Consider the following 15,397-nt stretch of genomic DNA (forward strand, 5'->3'; position numbering starts at 1 on the left):
CGCGACCGCGCCCCGAACCTCCCCGCTTGCGTCTACGCTCGCGCGGAACCGCGAGCGCAGACGCGGCGCGTCCCGTGGAGTGTTCCACCGAGTGAAACATGTCGATTAGCTCGCCAAGCGCGACATGTCGGGTATCACACTAAGCGCGACATGTCGGTTATCACACCGAGCGCCACCTGTCGGCTGTTCCACCGAGCGCGCTCGATGGTCGGGTGTCCCGCCGGTGATCGCTCCCGACCTCGCGTCCTGTCAGCCGAGGCTACCTTTCACCAGTCTTTTTACCTATCTACGCACAGCTTTCAGCCAAGACTACGCGCCGGTCTACGGAACCGAGCCAGCCGACCTCTCACCACATGTCAGACGAGCCCGCACCCCTGTTGCCCGACGACGAACAGTCCCGCGACCGACTCCGCGCCGCTCTGGTGGCGTGTTGCGTCCTCGCGGTCGTCCTCGCGGGCACGCTCGTCCCCGCCATCTCGGGTGCCGGACTCGGGAGTACGCCGCTCGGCTCCGCCGTCCCGCAACCGGGCGTCAACCCCTACGGGGCCTCGCAGGGGAGCGGCGGCGCCGGGAGCGGCGGCGGACTCGGCGCGCTCAACCCCGGCGAGCGGACCGGCGTCGGCGGGTCGCTCGCGGCCGAGAACCGGTCGAGCGCCTTCCGGTCGCAGAACGCCGAGACCCACTTCCGGGTCCGGAGTTCGGTGCCCTCCTACTGGCGGACCGGCGCGTACGACACCTACACCGGGTCGGGGTGGAAGCAGTCCGGCGAGCGCCGACGCTACGACGGCCCGATTCGCGGCGGCGGGATACGGGGTCGAGAGGTCCGGTATCGCGTCACGTTGGAGCGGTCGGCGACCGCACTGCCGAGCGTCTGGCGCGCGAACGCCATCCGGACCCAAAGCGACGCGAGCGACGTCTACGTCACCGACGCGCGCGCCTTCGAGACCGGGAGTCCCGTCTCGCCCGGCACGACCTACACCGGGGTCAGCCACCTGCCCGCCCGCGACCCGACCGTCCTGCGCGCCGCGGGGCGAAACTACCCCAGCGAGGTCGAGCGCCGGTACACCGACCTGCCCGCCGATACCGACCGGCGCATCGGCGAGTTCACGGACGATCTGACCGCCGGTTCGACCTCGGCCTACGAGGAGGCCCGGCGCATCGAGTCGTGGCTCGAAGCGAACAAGAACTACTCGCTGAACGTCTCCCAACCCGCGGGCGAGGACGTGGCCTCGCAGTTCGTCTTCGACATGGAGCGGGGCTACTGCGAGTACTTCGCCACCGCGATGACCGTGATGCTCCGCTCGCAGGACATCCCGGCGCGCTACGTCGTGGGCTACTCGACGGGCCAGTCGGTCGGCGAGAACACCTACGAGGTCCGCGGGATGAACGCCCACGCGTGGGTCGAGGTGTACTTCCCCGAGGTGGGCTGGGTCCGGTTCGACCCGACGCCGGGACGGGAGCGCATCGAATCCGAACAGCAGGCCTTGGCCAACCAGACCAGCGCGGACCCGAGCGACTACTCGCCGACCGAGACCGGCAGTCCCGGCGAGCGGTTCTCCGCGAACCGGTCGAACGCGACCGGCGGAGGGAACTCGACCGCGACGACCGGAGCGCCCGGCACGAGGCCCGGCGAGTCGGGGACCGCGACCCCGAGCGGCGAGACCCCGGCCACCGCTTCGACGCCGACCGACGGAACCACGGACGGCGAGCGACCCAGCTCGACGACCGTCGGCGGCGAGACGACGCGAAACGACCGGACGACGACCGAGACGACCCGGACCGACACCACCGCGAGCCGGTACGCCGTCAGACTCAACCGGACCCCGGTCCCCGGCGCGACGGTCGAGGTGACGGTCACGGACGACGGGGACCCCGCCATCGGCGTCCCGGTCGCGTTCAACGGGAAGCAGGTCGGCAGGACCGACACCGAGGGGACCGTCACCGCACGGGTTCCCTACGCCGAGAACCTACGGATAACGGTCGGGAAGCGGGCCGAGGTCGAACAAGCGCGGCTCTCGGGACCGCCAGCGTGGGCGTCCGACGCGGTTCTCTCGCTCGCCGACCCGCCGCGCTCGCTCACCGACCCGCCGACACGCTCGTCGTCGTCGCCGCCGGGTGCGGTCGCCATCGCTGCCGACAACGAGAGCAACGGCACCGAGTACGCGCTGGCGACGAACGCCTCGCTCGCGGTGTCGGGCGACGTGGCGACCGGCAACGAGGTCGTCGTCACCGCGACCGTCGAGGGCGTGCCGGTCCGGAACGCCGACGTACGCCTCGGCGGCGAGACGGTCGGGACGACCGACCGGAACGGCCGACTTCGGGTCGAACTCCCCGAGTCGCCGGGCAACGTCACGCTCGCGGTCTCGCGGGGGTCGGTCTCGGGCGAGCGCACGCTCACGCTCCCGCGGCTGGAACTCGCCGCCGACCCCCAGTTTCCGCTCGCGCTCCCCGGCTCCCAACTCGAGGTCAGCGCGACCTACGGCGGTGAACCGCTGACGAACGCCACGGTCACTGTGGCTGGCACGCGGAAATCGACCGGCATCGACGGCACGGCGACGGCCGCGCTCCCCTTCCAGCGGCGGGCCGAAATCGCCGTCACCGCGGAGGGCCAGACGCGACGGACGACCGTCTCGGGACTGCTGGTCAACCTCGGGCTATCGCTCGGCGGCGTCGCGCTCGTCCTCGGCGGACTCGCGTTCGCGGCGTCACGTCGCGGCGTGACGCCGCGAACGCTCCTCGATTGGCTGGTTCGGGCCGTCCGCGCGATTCCGGCCCTCGCGGTCGCGGCGCTGTTCGGCGCGGCCGACCGCCTCGCGTGGGCCGTCGAGACGGTCGGCGACGCTCTCCGGGAGTTGGCGGCGGGCCGGACGACGGTCTCGGAACTGCTCGCCCGCCTGCGGGCGTGGCTCGGAGAGCGCACGCGGACCGTGAGCCTCGGCCCCGTGCGCTCGCTCGGCGGCGGGCCGTCGCCCGACGTGTCCGGTCCCGAGGACGACGCGGAGGCCGACTCCTACCGGACGCTCCGGGAGGCGTGGGCGACGTTCCTCCGGGAGGTCTCGGTCCGGCGGCCCGCGGCCTCGACGCCCGGCGAGTTGGCCGACCACGCGGTCCGCGAGGACGACCTGCCGCCCGCCGCTGTCGTCACGTTGCGCGACGCCTTCCGGGACGTGGAGTACGGCGCCCGCTCGCCGACCGACAGGCTGGCGCGCGTCGAGGAGGCCGTCGAGACCATCGAGCGCGCGGCCCGCGAGGAGCGCGAGCGCGATTCGCCGGACGCCCCCGACGCCCGTCCGGGAGGTGACGACTGATGCGCGCCCGCGTCCTCGGCGGTCTCGGCGCGCTGGCGACCCTGCTGGCGGCTGGGGTGGTCCTCGCGCCCGGTCTCACCGACCCGGTGTCGGCGGCGCTGTCGGTCGTCCGGTCGCAGGACCCCCAGCGACTCCTGCTGGTCCTCGGACTGGTCGTCGGGAGCTACGCAGCGTGGACCGCCCGCGCGAGGTCCCCCGAGCGCGCCCCGACCGAGGGGCCGGCCGCGAGATTCGCAGGAGGCGACCGCCCCGAGAGCGCGAGTGCGGCCGACCGCACCCGGACCGGCGGGACGTTCGACGAGCGGGTCGCGGCGGCCTGCGACGGCGACGAGCGCGCGCTCCGAGCGGTCCGGTCGAACCTCGCGTCCGCCGCGACGAGCGCCCACGCTCGCGCTGCCGACCGCCCGCCCGAGCGGGCGGAGTCGGCGGTCGAGACCGGCGCGTGGACCGACGACCGGACCGCCGCGGCGTTCCTCGCCGGGGAGTCCGGCCCCGACTTCTCGCTGGTCGCGCGCCTGCGGTCGTGGCTGGACCCGGCCGCCGAGCGACGCCGGCGGGTCGAGCGCACGGTCGAAGCGGTCGGGCGCGCGCTGGACGAGGAGACCGGGGCGACCGGTTCGAGCGAACGCGTCGCCGACGACGCGCTCGCGGACTCGGAGCGCGCCAGCGCGGGAGGTGAAGCGTGACCCGCACTCGCGTTCCGCGGTTCCGCGGCGCGCTCGCCGGAACGCTGTTGCTGACGACGCTCGGCCTACTGTACGCCGAGGCGCGACTGTTCGCGGCCGCCGCGATTCCGCTGGCGTACGTCGCCGTCGGCGCGCTGTCGTCGCTGTCGGGCGCGTCGGAACCGGAGATAGAGCGCACGCTCACCCCGAGCAGTCCGCCGCCCGGCGGCGAGGTCGAGGTGACGCTGACGGTCCGGAACTCCGGGGAGTCGGCGCTCACCGACGTGCGCGTCGTGGACGGCGTGCCCGACGAGTTGGCCGTCAGTTCGGGGTCGCCCCGGTGCGCGGTCGCACTCCGGCCGGGCGAGGAGGAGACGGTCTCCTATTCGGTGGTCGCCAAGCGCGGCGAGTACGAGTTCGACGGCCCGGCGGTCCGGGTGCGGACGACCGGCGCGACCGACCGCGTGACGACCGCGGTCGAAGCGTCGGGCGGGACGACGCTCTCGTGTGCGCGCTCGGCCGCGGACCCGCCGTTCGGTCGGGCCTCGCCCCGTAACGTCGGGACCCACACCACCGACTCGGGCGGCGAAGGACTCGAGTTCCACTCGACGCGCGAGTACCGGCCGGGCGACCCCATCAGCCGCATCGACTGGCGGCGCTTCGCCAAATCGGGCGACCTCACGACGGTCCGGTTCCGCGAGGAGCGCGCGGCCAGAACCGTCGTCGTGGTGGACGCCCGACCGGTCGCGCGGACGACGCCGAGCGCGGCCTACCCCAACGGAGCGGCGCTGTCGGTGTACGCCGGCGAGCGACTCTACGACGCGCTGACCGGGGCCGGCGTGGCGACCAGCGTCACCGCGCTCGGTCTCGCCGCCGACGACGTGACGGGCGAACTCCCGGCCGACGACCTGCTCTGGGCCGACGCCGACGGCGCGGGGAGCGCCCGTCTCGTCTTCGACGCGGCGGGCCGCGCGGCCGACCGCGACGGACCCGGTTCCGTGCCGACCGACGGGACCGACCCGGTCGCCGACGCGAATCACGTCGGCGACCGGACGAGGGGCGGAGGCCCGGCGCGGACTTCGGACGCGGGACCGGACCGCGACGCGGACGCCGAGTCGAGTCGGGCCGCGCCGACTCCCGACGGGGGCGAACCGGCGGGCGGGCCGCCCGCCGGTTCGTCGCTCGACTCCGCGACGCGGCGACTCCTCGCGCGCTTGCCGGGCGACGCGCAGGTCGTCCTCGTCTCGCCCGTGCTGGACGACTGGCCGGCGTCGCTCGCCCGGTCGCTGTCCGCGCGGGGCCACGACCTCGCGGTGCTGAGTCCCGACGTGTCGGGCGATTCCGACGACTCGCCCGGCCGAACGGTCGCCGCGACGCGCCGCGAGATGCGACTCCGGGACCTCCGGACCGCCGGGGCGACGACCATCGACTGGAGCGTGGACGACCCGCTCGGTATCGCGCTCGAACGCTCGCTGAGGACACTGCTCTGACCATGCTAGACGAACACGACGCGGCGGACTCGAAGACGAACTGGGCACCGACGACGGCGAGCAGTGCGGTCGTGCTGGTCGGGACGTTGGGCGGCGTCGCGGCGCTGAGCGCGGCGGTCGGCGTGGTGAAAGGGACGATTGCGGCCGCGACGGGCGCGGTCTGCCTCGCGGCGGCGCTCTGGCTACTGACGTGGAACGAGTGGCGCGTGCCCGCGACGCTGGCGGCGAGTCTCCTGCTGGTTCCCGCGGGAGCGGGTATCGCGGCGGGCGTCGGCTACGAGTCGCTGGTCGCGTTCGCGCTGGCGTTCCCGGCGTCGTCGCCGACGCGCGTGGTCGGCGAGAGCCTCCGGATTCTGGGCGTGATGGCCGTTCTCGTCGGGAGTACGGTCGCCGTCTCGGGCGCGGCCGCGTCGGTCCGCGGCGTCGCCACCTCGTGGACCGTCTCGAAACTCCTCGATACCGTGATTCGAGTGACCATCCTGCCGATGGGACTGTCGCTCGCGCTCGGCGGCCACGCGCTCCTGACGAACTTCGACGTCGGACTGGCCGGGATGGTCGGCGACGCCGTGCGGACGGCGACCGACTGGGTGCTCGCGCCGTCGGGCGACGGAACCCACCTGCTGTCGTTCGGCCTGCTCGCGGCGGCCGCGGCGTTCGCCGGCTATCGGATGCTCCGGGACCTGCCGACCGAGGAACTGGCGGGCGAGGCGACCGTCGGCGACGTTCGCGTGGCGGACCTCGCGGCGAGTCTCCAACTCGGTTTCAGCAGACTCGTCGCGATCAGCGCTCTCGTGCTTCCCCTCGCGTTCCTCGCCGAGACGACGGTCCCCGACCGGACCGTCGAGGAGGCGCTCCCCGGTCTCGTCTGGACTCTGCTGGTCGCTCTCACGGGGTCGGCGGCGCTCCGGAGCCTGCTCTGGTGGGTCGTACTCGTCGCGGCCGCGCTGGTCGCCGTCGCGGCGCTGGTCCGGCGCTCGTCGCGCGCTTCGACCGCGGAGCTACTGGTCGGCTACGCGCCGTTCCTCGCCGGAGCGACGGTCGTCGCGGGGGTCCGCGTCCTCCACCGACCGCTCCTCGACGCGCTCGTCGGGTTCGTCGCCGGGCGACTCGACGCGCCGCTCGCCGGGCAGTTCCGGACCCTCTCGGAGGGCGTCGTGACCTTCTACGGCGGCGAGACGGTCGTTCTCGGGCTGACCTCGACGGTCCTCCTGCTCGCGGTCGGTGGCGTCTTCGCGCTCCGAATCGCGTTCGCGCTCGGGTTCGTCACCGACCGAGTGGCCGGGCCGGCGCTCGCGGGCGGCGGACTGTTCGTCGCCGCGGCGTTCGTCGGAACGGTGAGCGCGCCGACGTGGCTGGTGTTCGGGTCGCTGGTCGCCGCGCTGGTGGTGTGGGACGCCGGGGAGTTCGCCACGACGCTCGGCGCGGAGGTCGGCCGCCGCGCGCCGACCCGGCGCGTCGAGTTGCTCCACGGTCTCGGCGCGCTCGCGGTCGGCGTCTGCGGGGCGCTCGCGGCCGGTGCGCTCGCGTCGGGTCTGCCTGCCGGCTGGGGCGCGACCGGCGAACTCTCGGTCGCGCTCTTGGCGGCCGTCGCCGGCGTGGTCCTGCTGGTGACGGCGATGCGGTGACTCTATCGTTCTAAAAGAAATCTCCGTATTGCTCGAAGAAATAGTTACTCGGCGCTCGTCTCGGCTTCCCGCTCCGCGTCCGCTCGCTCGGACTCCGCGGCCGACGCCTCCCACCGAGTGCCCGCGCGCTCGTGGAGTTTCATCTCGACGGGGTCCTTCGGCCGGGCGGTGATGCTCGGCCGGAGGTCGAGCGCGGGCGAGGAGACCAGTTCGAGGTGGTACTCCTGCAGAATCGTCGCCAGCACGAGGCGCGCCTCCAGCAGGGCGAACCGGTCGCCGATGCACCGCCGCGGCCCCGCGGCGAACGGGAAGTAGGCGAGTCGCGGGAGCGACTGCTCGAACTCGTCGGCTCGCGGGTCACCGCCCTCCCCGCTCGCGTTCGAGGCGCGGGCCGCCTCGCTACCCCAACGTTCGGGCCGGAACGCCATCGGGTCGTCGTACCACCGCGGGTCGCGGTGGACGACGTGCTGGCTCATGCTGACCGTCACGCCCGCGGGAATCCGGTAGTCGCCCACGCGGTCGTCTTCGACCGGTTCGCGGACGATGCCCGGCACCGGCGGGTAGAGCCGCATCGACTCCTTCACGACGTTTTCGAGGTATGGCAGGTCGCCCACGTCCGCCATCGTCGGGCGGTCGCCGCCGAGTTCGCGGTCCAACTCCGCGACGAGTTTGCGCTCCGCGTCGCCGTTCTGTGCGAGCAGGAAGAAGGTGAACGTCAGGGCGAGCGCGGTCGTCTCGTGGCCCGCCAGCAGGAGCGTCATCACCTCGTCGTGGACCTGCCGGTCGGTCATCCCCTCGCCCTCCTCGTCGCGGGCCGCCAGCAGCATCGACACCACGTCGTCCTCGGTCGGGTTGCGCTTGCGCTCGGCGACGATTTCTGCGACCACGCGGTCCAGCGTCTCGACGGCCTGCTCGAACTTCCGGCGGCCCGGCGTCGGAATCGCCTCGGGCAGGAGGTCGGTCAGCGAGAACTCCGCGCCGGCCATCACCGTCTCCAGCGCCTCGCCGACCCTCTCGGAGTCGTCGCGCAGGTCCACGCCGAACAGCGCCCGACCCACGATGTCCAGCGTCAGCGCGGTCATCTCCGAGTGAACGTCCCGAATCTCGCCGTCGCGCCACCCCGAAATCGCGCGTTCGGTCGAATCGACCATCATCTCGGCGTACGTCGAGATGCGCTCGGGGTGAAACGAGGGTTCGATGAGGTGGCGCTGTCGCCGCCAGAACTCGCCTTCGCTGTTCAGAACCCCGTTGCCCAGCACGGGACCGAGGGTCTCCTGAAACGCCTCGCCCTTGACGTAGTTCTGGTTGTTCTGCACGAGGACGTGCTCGATGTGGTCGGGGTCCGCGAGGTGGTACATCCACCCGCCGGGCAGCTTCCACCGGACCACGTCGCCGTACTCTTGGTGCATCCGGCGCTCGAAGTCGAACGGGTCGCGGGCGTACTCGGGCAGGCTCCCCACCACGGGAAGCCCGTCGGGACCCGGCGGCGCTTTGGCTGGCGCTCGTTTCGTCATGACTCCGGCTACGACGTCGAGACCCAAGTAGACCGCGTTAGAAACGGCCTACAATCAGCGCGTAGTTTCTCCGGTGTTCGAAAACCGGGAGTGGAATCGACCGGCGATCGATTCCTCGGAGAACTGTCCGACGGCGACCACAAAACTCATGCCATCGGTCCGACAACCTCCGCCGATGCCCTCCCAACACGACGCGCACGGCGACGACGGCTGTCCGAAGTGCGGTCACACCGAAACCGACGTAGGGACCATCTCCACGACCGGCGGCGGTCTCTCGAAGATGTTCGACATCCAGACCAACGAGTTTCAGGTCGTCTCCTGCCTGAACTGCGGCTACTCCGAACTCTACCGGGACACCGGGTCGGCCGGAAGCGACATCGTGGACGTGTTCCTCGGCTGAATAGTCTCGGAGACCCGTCACCCCGACTCACCATGGCCGAAATCGCAATCCTGCTGTTCTTCCTGCTCGTGAGCGTCGGCGGTGGCCTGCTTCTGTGGAAAGCCGTCGATAGCGAGAAGCACCAGCGCCGGACGATGAACCGCGAAGAGGCCGAACGCGCGGCGCGACGCGATACGGCCGAGCGAACCGCACGGCGGGACACCGACGAGGACGACGAGCGCCGCGGATTCTGACCTCCGTTCCCCTCACTCCTCGCTGTACTCCTGCCGGAGGACGAACGGCCCGATGGCGAGCGTGTGCTTGGCGACGACGACGATGCGCAGGATGTAGGTCAGGAAGATGAGGAACGGCGTGAGCGTGAGGGTGAACGCCGCGGCGACGACCCACGTGACGTTCGGGACGCCGAGCGTGGCCTCGCCGAACGTCTCCGCGCCGACGAACGCGAGCATCGTCCCCGCCACCGTGAGCGCCGGAACCGCCGCGTAGAGGATGTACCGCGAGAGGTCGATGAGTTCCCACTGGAAGTAGAGCGTCTTGATGTGTTCGCGCGCCGGACCGAACATGGTCAGGGCGGTCTCCAACCGCCGGAAGGCCTCCCGCTGGTCGTCGTTCAGCGCGTCGGCGAACTCGTCGGTCAGTCGCTCGACCTGATAGATCTTCCACGAGTAGTTGTAGTCGAGCGCGGCGTCCAGGACGCCGAACGTGCCGAACTCGGCGTCTTCGAGCTTCTCCAGCGACATGTCGGCGTTCTTGCGGATGCTGTCGAGGAGTTCGCCGGTCTGTCGGCGCAACTCGTCGTCGGCGTCCGCGAGTTCGTCCTCCAGCGCGTCGGCCCGGCGCTTGTTCACGTCCAGCAGTTGGCCGAGGAACGCCGCGGGGTCGGCCTCCGGGGCCTCCTCGAACAGTTCGGTCGCGTAGGTCCGGAAGTCCATCGCGTCGCTCATCCGCTGGCGCTGGTCGCCGAGCGGCCCGTTCTCTTGGGAGATGACGAGTTGGCTGATGGTGACGACCAGCGTGGTCCCGGTGATGACGGTCCCGATCATGGTCGAGAACATCGTCTCGACGGTGTCCGCGGACCGAATCTCGGCCTGCAACGACGGGAACGCGACGGTGCTGACGAGGATGAACGCCGCGAAGATGGCCCCGGCGACCACCGCCGTCGCGGCGAGTCGGTTCCCGTCCAGCAGGAACCACTCCGCGGGGCGGTTCAGGTCGATGCGGTCGGCGAGCGTGTTGGGCGAACGGATTTCGTCGGACTCGCCGGACTTACTCATCGTCGGCCTCGGCGTTCATCTCGCTCCGGTCTTCGTCGCTTCCGGACTCGCCGCCCGTCGCGCTCGCGGGTCGCCGGAGGACGAGGAACTTGGTCCCGCCGCCCACGTAGTCGAGGGTCTCGTCGAGTTCCCACCCCTCGGCGGCCACCTCGTCGAGGAGTCGGGTCGGGTCCCGGACCTCCTTCTTCGTGGGTTCTCGGGGTGGCTTGACGACGCGGTACTCCCAGCGCGGCGTCGTGTCGGCGCTCATTGACGAGTACGACGAGCGTGAGCGGACTAAGGGTAACGGCCCACGACGCGACGAGTCGGGACCGAACCCGAAGCGCGTAGCTAATCGAGACCGTCTCCGTCGCTTTCGTCGCGTGCAGTCGAACCTCCTCGTTTAACTGACGCGAGCGAGAAGCGAGCCTATGGAAACCAACGTGGACGAGAGCGTCGGTCGCTCGCGCCAGAACGGGTCCGTTCTCGGACGGACGCTCCGGGTCTTCGGCCTCGCACTGGTCGGCGTCGTCGGTCTCGGAATCAGCCTCTTCTTCGGCGACGCGCTCCCGCCGCTTCCCGGCGTCTCGCCCGGCGTCGCGGTCGTTCTCTCGCTCGTCACGCCGACCATACTGCTGTTGGTCGCCTCGGCCGTCGGCGCGTTCTGCGCCCCGCGGGTCGGTCTCCGCTCGCGCGTCGCCGCCCGCGCGCCGACTGCGCGGGCGGCCGACGCGAACGCGACGGAAGTGGGAACGAGCGAGAACGCAGGAACGAGCGAGGGCGTGAGAGCGAGCGGGGAGACCACCGCGACCCGAGGCTTCGCGGCCGAGGCCCGCCACGCGATTCCGTGGGGACTGCTCGCCGGCGGACTGCTGGTCGGACTTGACCTCGCGTTCGCCGCCGTCACGGACCTGTCGGTCACCGCCGAAGCGCCGACGGTCGGGGCGGTCGTCGCGTCGCTCCCGATGCGGTTCCTCTACGGCGGCATCGCCGAGGAGGTGCTGCTCCGCTGGGGGTTCATGGCGGCGGTCGCGTGGGTCGTCGCTCGCGTCGCCGGACAGGGTCGGTCGCCGAGTCGCGGCGTGATGTGGGCGAGCATCGCGGTCAGCGCGGTCGTCTTCGGCGTCGGCCACCTCCCCGCGCTGGCGCAGACGGTCGGCTTGACGCCCCTGCTGGTCGCGCGGACGGTACTCCTGAACACGGTCGGCGGAGTGATATTCGGGTGGTTGTTCTGGCGCGACAGCCTCGAAGCCGCGATGGTGGGTCACGCGAGCGCCCACGTTCCGCTCGCGCTGTTCGCGCTGTTCGCGGCGCTCTGAGGTCCGGGTCGCTACGACCCGAGACCGCGCCGCCCGACCAGCCAGCGGAGACCGACGAACGCCGCCAGCGAGACGACCAGATAGGCGACCACCGAGAGGTGGGTCACTTCGGTCGGACTCCCGATGGCCAGCTTCGCCACCGCGTTGGCGGGCGATTCGGGCAGGAGGTAGGTCGAACTGAACACGACCAGCACGCCCATCGAGAAGAGGAACTGGGCCTGCTTGCGCTCGCGGAACGCCAGCGCCGCCGTCGCGCCCATCGTGACCACGCCGACCGAGAAGCCCGTCACGAGCAGCAGAATTTCGACGGGGTTCGCAATCCGGGTCCCGCGGAACGACAACAGCGCCAGCCACGCGCCGGCCTGCACGGGCGCGAGGCTACCCATCGCCAGCAGTTTCCCGTCCACGATGTCGGTCGCGGTCAGCGGCGTCACCCGGAGGAGTTCGAGCGTCCCGCGGTCGTACTCCTCGGCGATGGCGTCCACCGCGATGGAGCCGCTGACGAACACCGGTAGGAACGTCAGCAGGGGGACCAGCACCGTGTAGGTGAACCCGAAGTAGGGGCTGGACGAGGCGTCGGCCGGGAGTTCGACCGGCTGGCGTTCGAGTCGGTGCGAGAGGCGCTGGCGCTCGTGGCGCTCGAACGCCTCCAGCACGCCCTTGATCTGGGTCACGACGAGCGTCGTCCGGACGTTGCCGTCGGGGGCTATCGCCCGGACTCTCGCCCTGCCGTCCGGCAGGCGCGAGACCTCCAAGACGGCGTGAATCTCACCCCTGTCGAAGGCCCGCATCGCGGCCGTCTCGTCGCCGTACTCGACCGCGCGCCAGCCGTCGCGCTCCTCGACGATGGGCGCGAGGTCGTCGCCCGCCTCGCCGGTCACGCCGAACTCCACGACGAACCCGTTCGAGACCGAACCGGGGTCGTACAGCGAGACCAGCCCGACCGCGAGGAACGACGAGAACGCCGCGACGAACAGCTGGATGAGGATGGCGAGTACGATGGTCTTCTCGCTCCGGAGCGACGCCAACTCTCGCTTGGCGACCGTCAGGCGCTTACCCAAGGAAACTCACCACCGTTAGGTTGTAGACCGCGTGAAGGAGCGTGGCCGCGACCAGCGTCCCGGCGTACCATTCGCGGTTCCGCGTCGCCCCCGCCGCGGTCATCGTCGCCGTGACGGTGTGGAGCGCGAGGGGCGCGAGGAACAGCGCGACCAGCACCAGCGGCGAGGTCTCGACGCCCAACCCCGTCACGGTGCCGAACGCCGCCCGCCCGAGTTCGAGGTTCGGCAGGCCGACGAGCTGTGCGACCGCGGTCGCCTTCTCGCCGAGGAAGAAGCCCAGACCCGAGAGGAATCCGAGAACCGCGGCCGACCGGAAGGTGCGCTCGAATCTGGAGTGGGCGAACCCGGCGTAGACGTGGACCGATTTGGCGACCTCCTCGACGCCGGCGATGGCGACCAGCAGGACGGGCATCGACAGCGAGAGCGGGAGCGCGAACAGGAGCGCGACCACCAGCAACTCGCCGACGAAGACGAACGGAATCGAGAGCGCGCTGATCTTCGCAATCGAGCGCCGCCCCGAAATCTGGCCGTTCAGCGCGTCGAGGAACTTCAGCGGGACCGACCGCTGGGTGAACATGTCCTCCTCGCGGTAGACGCCCGCGCCGAGCGCGAAGAGGGCACCCGACGAGAGGTAGAGCGGTCCCGTCGAGAAGGCGTACTCGCCGAGCGAGAAGGCGGTACCGCGCAGGGCCTTCACGACGAGCGTCAGGGGCGAGATCGCCGCTACCGGATGGACGTTGGTGAAAATCGCGGGGACGAACGCGTAGGACGTCAGGAACACCGACAGCGTCACCGTGACGAAGGTGAGTTCCTTGAACGACCGCGCGAACATCCCGCCGACGAACGACGCCGAGAGGAAGAGCAAGGCGATGGGGACCACGGCCGAGACGGATTTGGCCGCGGTCGAGGCGACCGCCAGCGCGCCGTCCGCCGCGGGCGTCAGCGTAGCGATGCCGACCGCCGTAACCGAGGCGATGGCGACCATCCCGGCGAAGTACGGCAGGGTCTTGCCCGCGATGATGTCGCCGCGCGAGACCGGCGAGACCAGCAGGAGTTCGCCGCGCTCGTTGACGCGCTCGTCGAGAATCGTGGAGGCGTACGCCTGAATCACGAAGTTCATCGGCAGGACGAACGCGAACGCCAGCACCAGCGACTCGAAGGGGAACGGCGGCGCGACGTCCGCCGGGGTGCCGCCCCGCGCGTTCGACCCGAACAGCGACCCGCCGCTCCCGACCGCGGGCGCGCCGATTCCCCCGTCGCTCCCGCCCGAGCCGGCGTCCGGCGCGACGGTCCCCGACCCGCCGGAGTCGCCGCCCGAGCCGTCATTTCCGCCCGAACCGCCGCCGAGTCGCTTCTCGCCCGCGCGGGTCGTCCGAGTGGCGGGTCCGCTCGACCCGCCGCCCGACCCGCCGACCTGAAGCCCGCTCTGCTCTTCGTAGCGGACCGAGACCGAGACGGGGAAGGCGGCTGCCGCGTCGGACTCGTCGGTCATCAGACGGTCGTTGTAGCGCGCGACCGACTTCCGGAACTTCGAGAGGGCGGCCGTGCCCTTGTCGGTCGCGTCGGCGCGAATCGCGCCGGGTTCGCAGTTCGGCGTGGACTCGGTACAGACCAGCACCTCCGACCCCTCGTCGCGCGGCGCGACCGCGACGAACGTCGAGTCGTTCGTCACGACGTCGTGGTACGGACTGCTCTGGGAGACGCCGACACGGTAGATGCCGTCGTTCAGGGTGACGCCCTCGCTGGCGACCAGCGGGGTGAGCGCGCCGACCGCCAGCAGGACGACGAGACCGACCGCGACGGTCCGGCGGTCGAGTTGCCCCGCGTTCTTCGAGACCTCCCAGCGCGCGATGCGGAGGGTCTTGCGCAGGTTCACGGTCGGCCCTCCACGTCGGGCGACTCGTCGGCGAGGTCGAGGAAGATGTCTTCGAGGCTCGGGGTGTGGGTCTCGATATCGGCGACCTCGCCGCCCGCTTGCTCGGCGAGTTCGCGGGTCTCCTCCACGGCGTCCATGCTCTCGACGGTCCGGCGGAAGCGCCCGTTCTCCCTCACCGCGTCCGGCACCTCGACCGTGGTGTAGACGCGGTACTCGGTCCGGCCGTGTTCCTCGCGGATGGTCTCGACGCTCCCGCGGGCGACGATGCGGCCGTCGTTCATCACCGCCACGCGGTCGCAGATGCTCTCGACGTGGAACAGGTTGTGGGCGCTGAATACCACGGTCTTGCCCGACTCGGCCAACTCGCGGGTGAACTCGATGATGTAGTTCGTGGTGAGCGGGTCGAGTCCGCTCGCGGGTTCGTCGTATATCAGCACGTCCGGGTCGTTGACCAGCGAGCGCGCGATGGCGACCTTCCGGGTCATCCCCTTCGACATGTCGCCGATTTTGCGGTCGCGGTGGTCGAGTTCGAGGCGGTCCAGGGTGTCGTGGATGCGCGAGTCGGCCGCGTCGTCGGGCACGTCGTAGAGGTCCGCGAAGAACCGGAGGTACGAGACCGCGGTCATGTCCTCGTAGAGGGGCGACTCCTCGGGAAGGAAGCCGAGGTGTTCGCGCATCTCGGGGTCTTGGGCGTCGTAGTCCGCGACGCGGGCCGACCCCGAGGTGGGTTCGACCAGTCCGGAGAGCATCTTCAGCGTCGTGGTCTTGCCCGCGCCGTTCGGGCCGATGACGCCGAAGACCTCGCCCTCAGGGACCGAGAAGCTACTGCCCTCGACGGCGGTGAACCCGCCGTACTCCTTCCGCAGGTTTTCGACTTCTATCATCC

13 protein-coding genes are annotated in these 15,397 nt (G+C 71.0%); 7 read left to right on the forward strand and 6 right to left on the reverse strand.

Features of this window, described 5'->3' with window-relative positions; genetic code table 11:
* The first annotated feature begins 353 nt into the window (after window positions 1-353).
* From M0R88_RS14470 to M0R88_RS14485, 4 genes are read left to right on the forward strand one after another with little or no spacing between them, the layout of a single operon-like run.
* A complete protein-coding gene (locus tag M0R88_RS14470; RefSeq protein WP_248654202.1) occupies window positions 354-3,308 on the forward strand; it encodes a transglutaminase TgpA family protein in 2,955 nt (984 codons plus the stop codon).
* Window positions 3,308-3,994 carry a DUF7269 family protein gene (locus M0R88_RS14475; RefSeq protein ID WP_248654203.1) on the forward strand — a complete coding sequence of 229 codons (687 nt, stop codon included), beginning with the start codon at window positions 3,308-3,310 and terminating at the stop codon, window positions 3,992-3,994. Before M0R88_RS14470 ends, M0R88_RS14475 begins: the two co-directional genes overlap by 1 nt.
* Window positions 3,991-5,463, forward strand: coding sequence for a DUF58 domain-containing protein (locus tag M0R88_RS14480; RefSeq protein WP_248654204.1), 1,473 nt, complete (start codon window positions 3,991-3,993; stop codon window positions 5,461-5,463). The genes M0R88_RS14475 and M0R88_RS14480 overlap by 4 nt, the downstream gene beginning before the upstream one ends.
* 2 nt (window positions 5,464-5,465) lie before the next feature.
* Window positions 5,466-7,088: a DUF7519 family protein gene (locus M0R88_RS14485; protein ID WP_248654205.1), complete on the forward strand. Its 1,623-nt coding sequence runs from the start codon at window positions 5,466-5,468 to the stop codon at window positions 7,086-7,088.
* Between the two features lie 44 nt (window positions 7,089-7,132).
* On the opposite strand, the gene M0R88_RS14490 is transcribed toward M0R88_RS14485, so the two are convergent.
* Window positions 7,133-8,602, reverse strand: coding sequence for a cytochrome P450 (locus M0R88_RS14490; protein ID WP_248654206.1), 1,470 nt, complete (start codon window positions 8,600-8,602; stop codon window positions 7,133-7,135).
* 175 nt (window positions 8,603-8,777) lie between these two features.
* Here M0R88_RS14490 and M0R88_RS14495 point away from each other — a divergent pair, with 175 nt between their 5' ends.
* Together M0R88_RS14495 and M0R88_RS14500 are read left to right on the forward strand one after the other, a co-directional pair.
* A complete protein-coding gene (locus M0R88_RS14495; protein WP_248654207.1) occupies window positions 8,778-9,002 on the forward strand; it encodes a zinc ribbon domain-containing protein in 225 nt (74 codons plus the stop codon).
* A 32-nt stretch (window positions 9,003-9,034) separates the two neighbouring features.
* A complete protein-coding gene (locus M0R88_RS14500; RefSeq protein WP_248654208.1) occupies window positions 9,035-9,235 on the forward strand; it encodes a DUF8143 family protein in 201 nt (66 codons plus the stop codon).
* 12 nt (window positions 9,236-9,247) lie between these two features.
* Here M0R88_RS14500 and M0R88_RS14505 read toward each other — a convergent pair whose 3' ends face one another.
* Together M0R88_RS14505 and M0R88_RS14510 are read right to left on the reverse strand one after the other, a co-directional pair.
* Window positions 9,248-10,276: a DUF7972 family membrane protein gene (locus M0R88_RS14505; protein ID WP_248654209.1), complete on the reverse strand. Its 1,029-nt coding sequence runs from the start codon at window positions 10,274-10,276 to the stop codon at window positions 9,248-9,250.
* Window positions 10,269-10,526, reverse strand: a complete 258-nt coding sequence (locus M0R88_RS14510) for a hypothetical protein (RefSeq protein WP_248654210.1) — start codon at window positions 10,524-10,526, stop codon at window positions 10,269-10,271. The genes M0R88_RS14505 and M0R88_RS14510 overlap by 8 nt, the downstream gene beginning before the upstream one ends.
* A 160-nt stretch (window positions 10,527-10,686) precedes the next feature.
* Here M0R88_RS14510 and M0R88_RS14515 point away from each other — a divergent pair, with 160 nt between their 5' ends.
* Entirely contained in the window at window positions 10,687-11,574 is an 888-nt protein-coding gene (locus tag M0R88_RS14515; protein ID WP_248654211.1) for a CPBP family intramembrane glutamic endopeptidase, read from the forward strand.
* A gap of 11 nt (window positions 11,575-11,585) precedes the next feature.
* On the opposite strand, the gene M0R88_RS14520 is transcribed toward M0R88_RS14515, so the two are convergent.
* From M0R88_RS14520 to M0R88_RS14530, 3 genes are read right to left on the reverse strand one after another with little or no spacing between them, the layout of a single operon-like run.
* On the reverse strand, window positions 11,586-12,635 hold the full coding sequence (locus M0R88_RS14520) for an ABC transporter permease (RefSeq protein ID WP_248654212.1): 1,050 nt from the start codon (window positions 12,633-12,635) through the stop codon (window positions 11,586-11,588).
* Window positions 12,628-14,511 (reverse strand): ABC transporter permease subunit, encoded by a 1,884-nt coding sequence (locus M0R88_RS14525; protein WP_248654213.1) that lies wholly within the window; start codon window positions 14,509-14,511, stop codon window positions 12,628-12,630. Before M0R88_RS14525 ends, M0R88_RS14520 begins: the two co-directional genes overlap by 8 nt.
* On the reverse strand, window positions 14,508-15,395 hold the full coding sequence (locus tag M0R88_RS14530; protein WP_248654214.1) for an ABC transporter ATP-binding protein: 888 nt from the start codon (window positions 15,393-15,395) through the stop codon (window positions 14,508-14,510). The genes M0R88_RS14525 and M0R88_RS14530 overlap by 4 nt, the downstream gene beginning before the upstream one ends.
* Between the last annotated feature and the right edge of the window lie 2 nt (window positions 15,396-15,397).

Source organism: Halorussus gelatinilyticus, assembly GCF_023238445.1.
Lineage (GTDB): Archaea > Halobacteriota > Halobacteria > Halobacteriales > Haladaptataceae > Halorussus > Halorussus gelatinilyticus.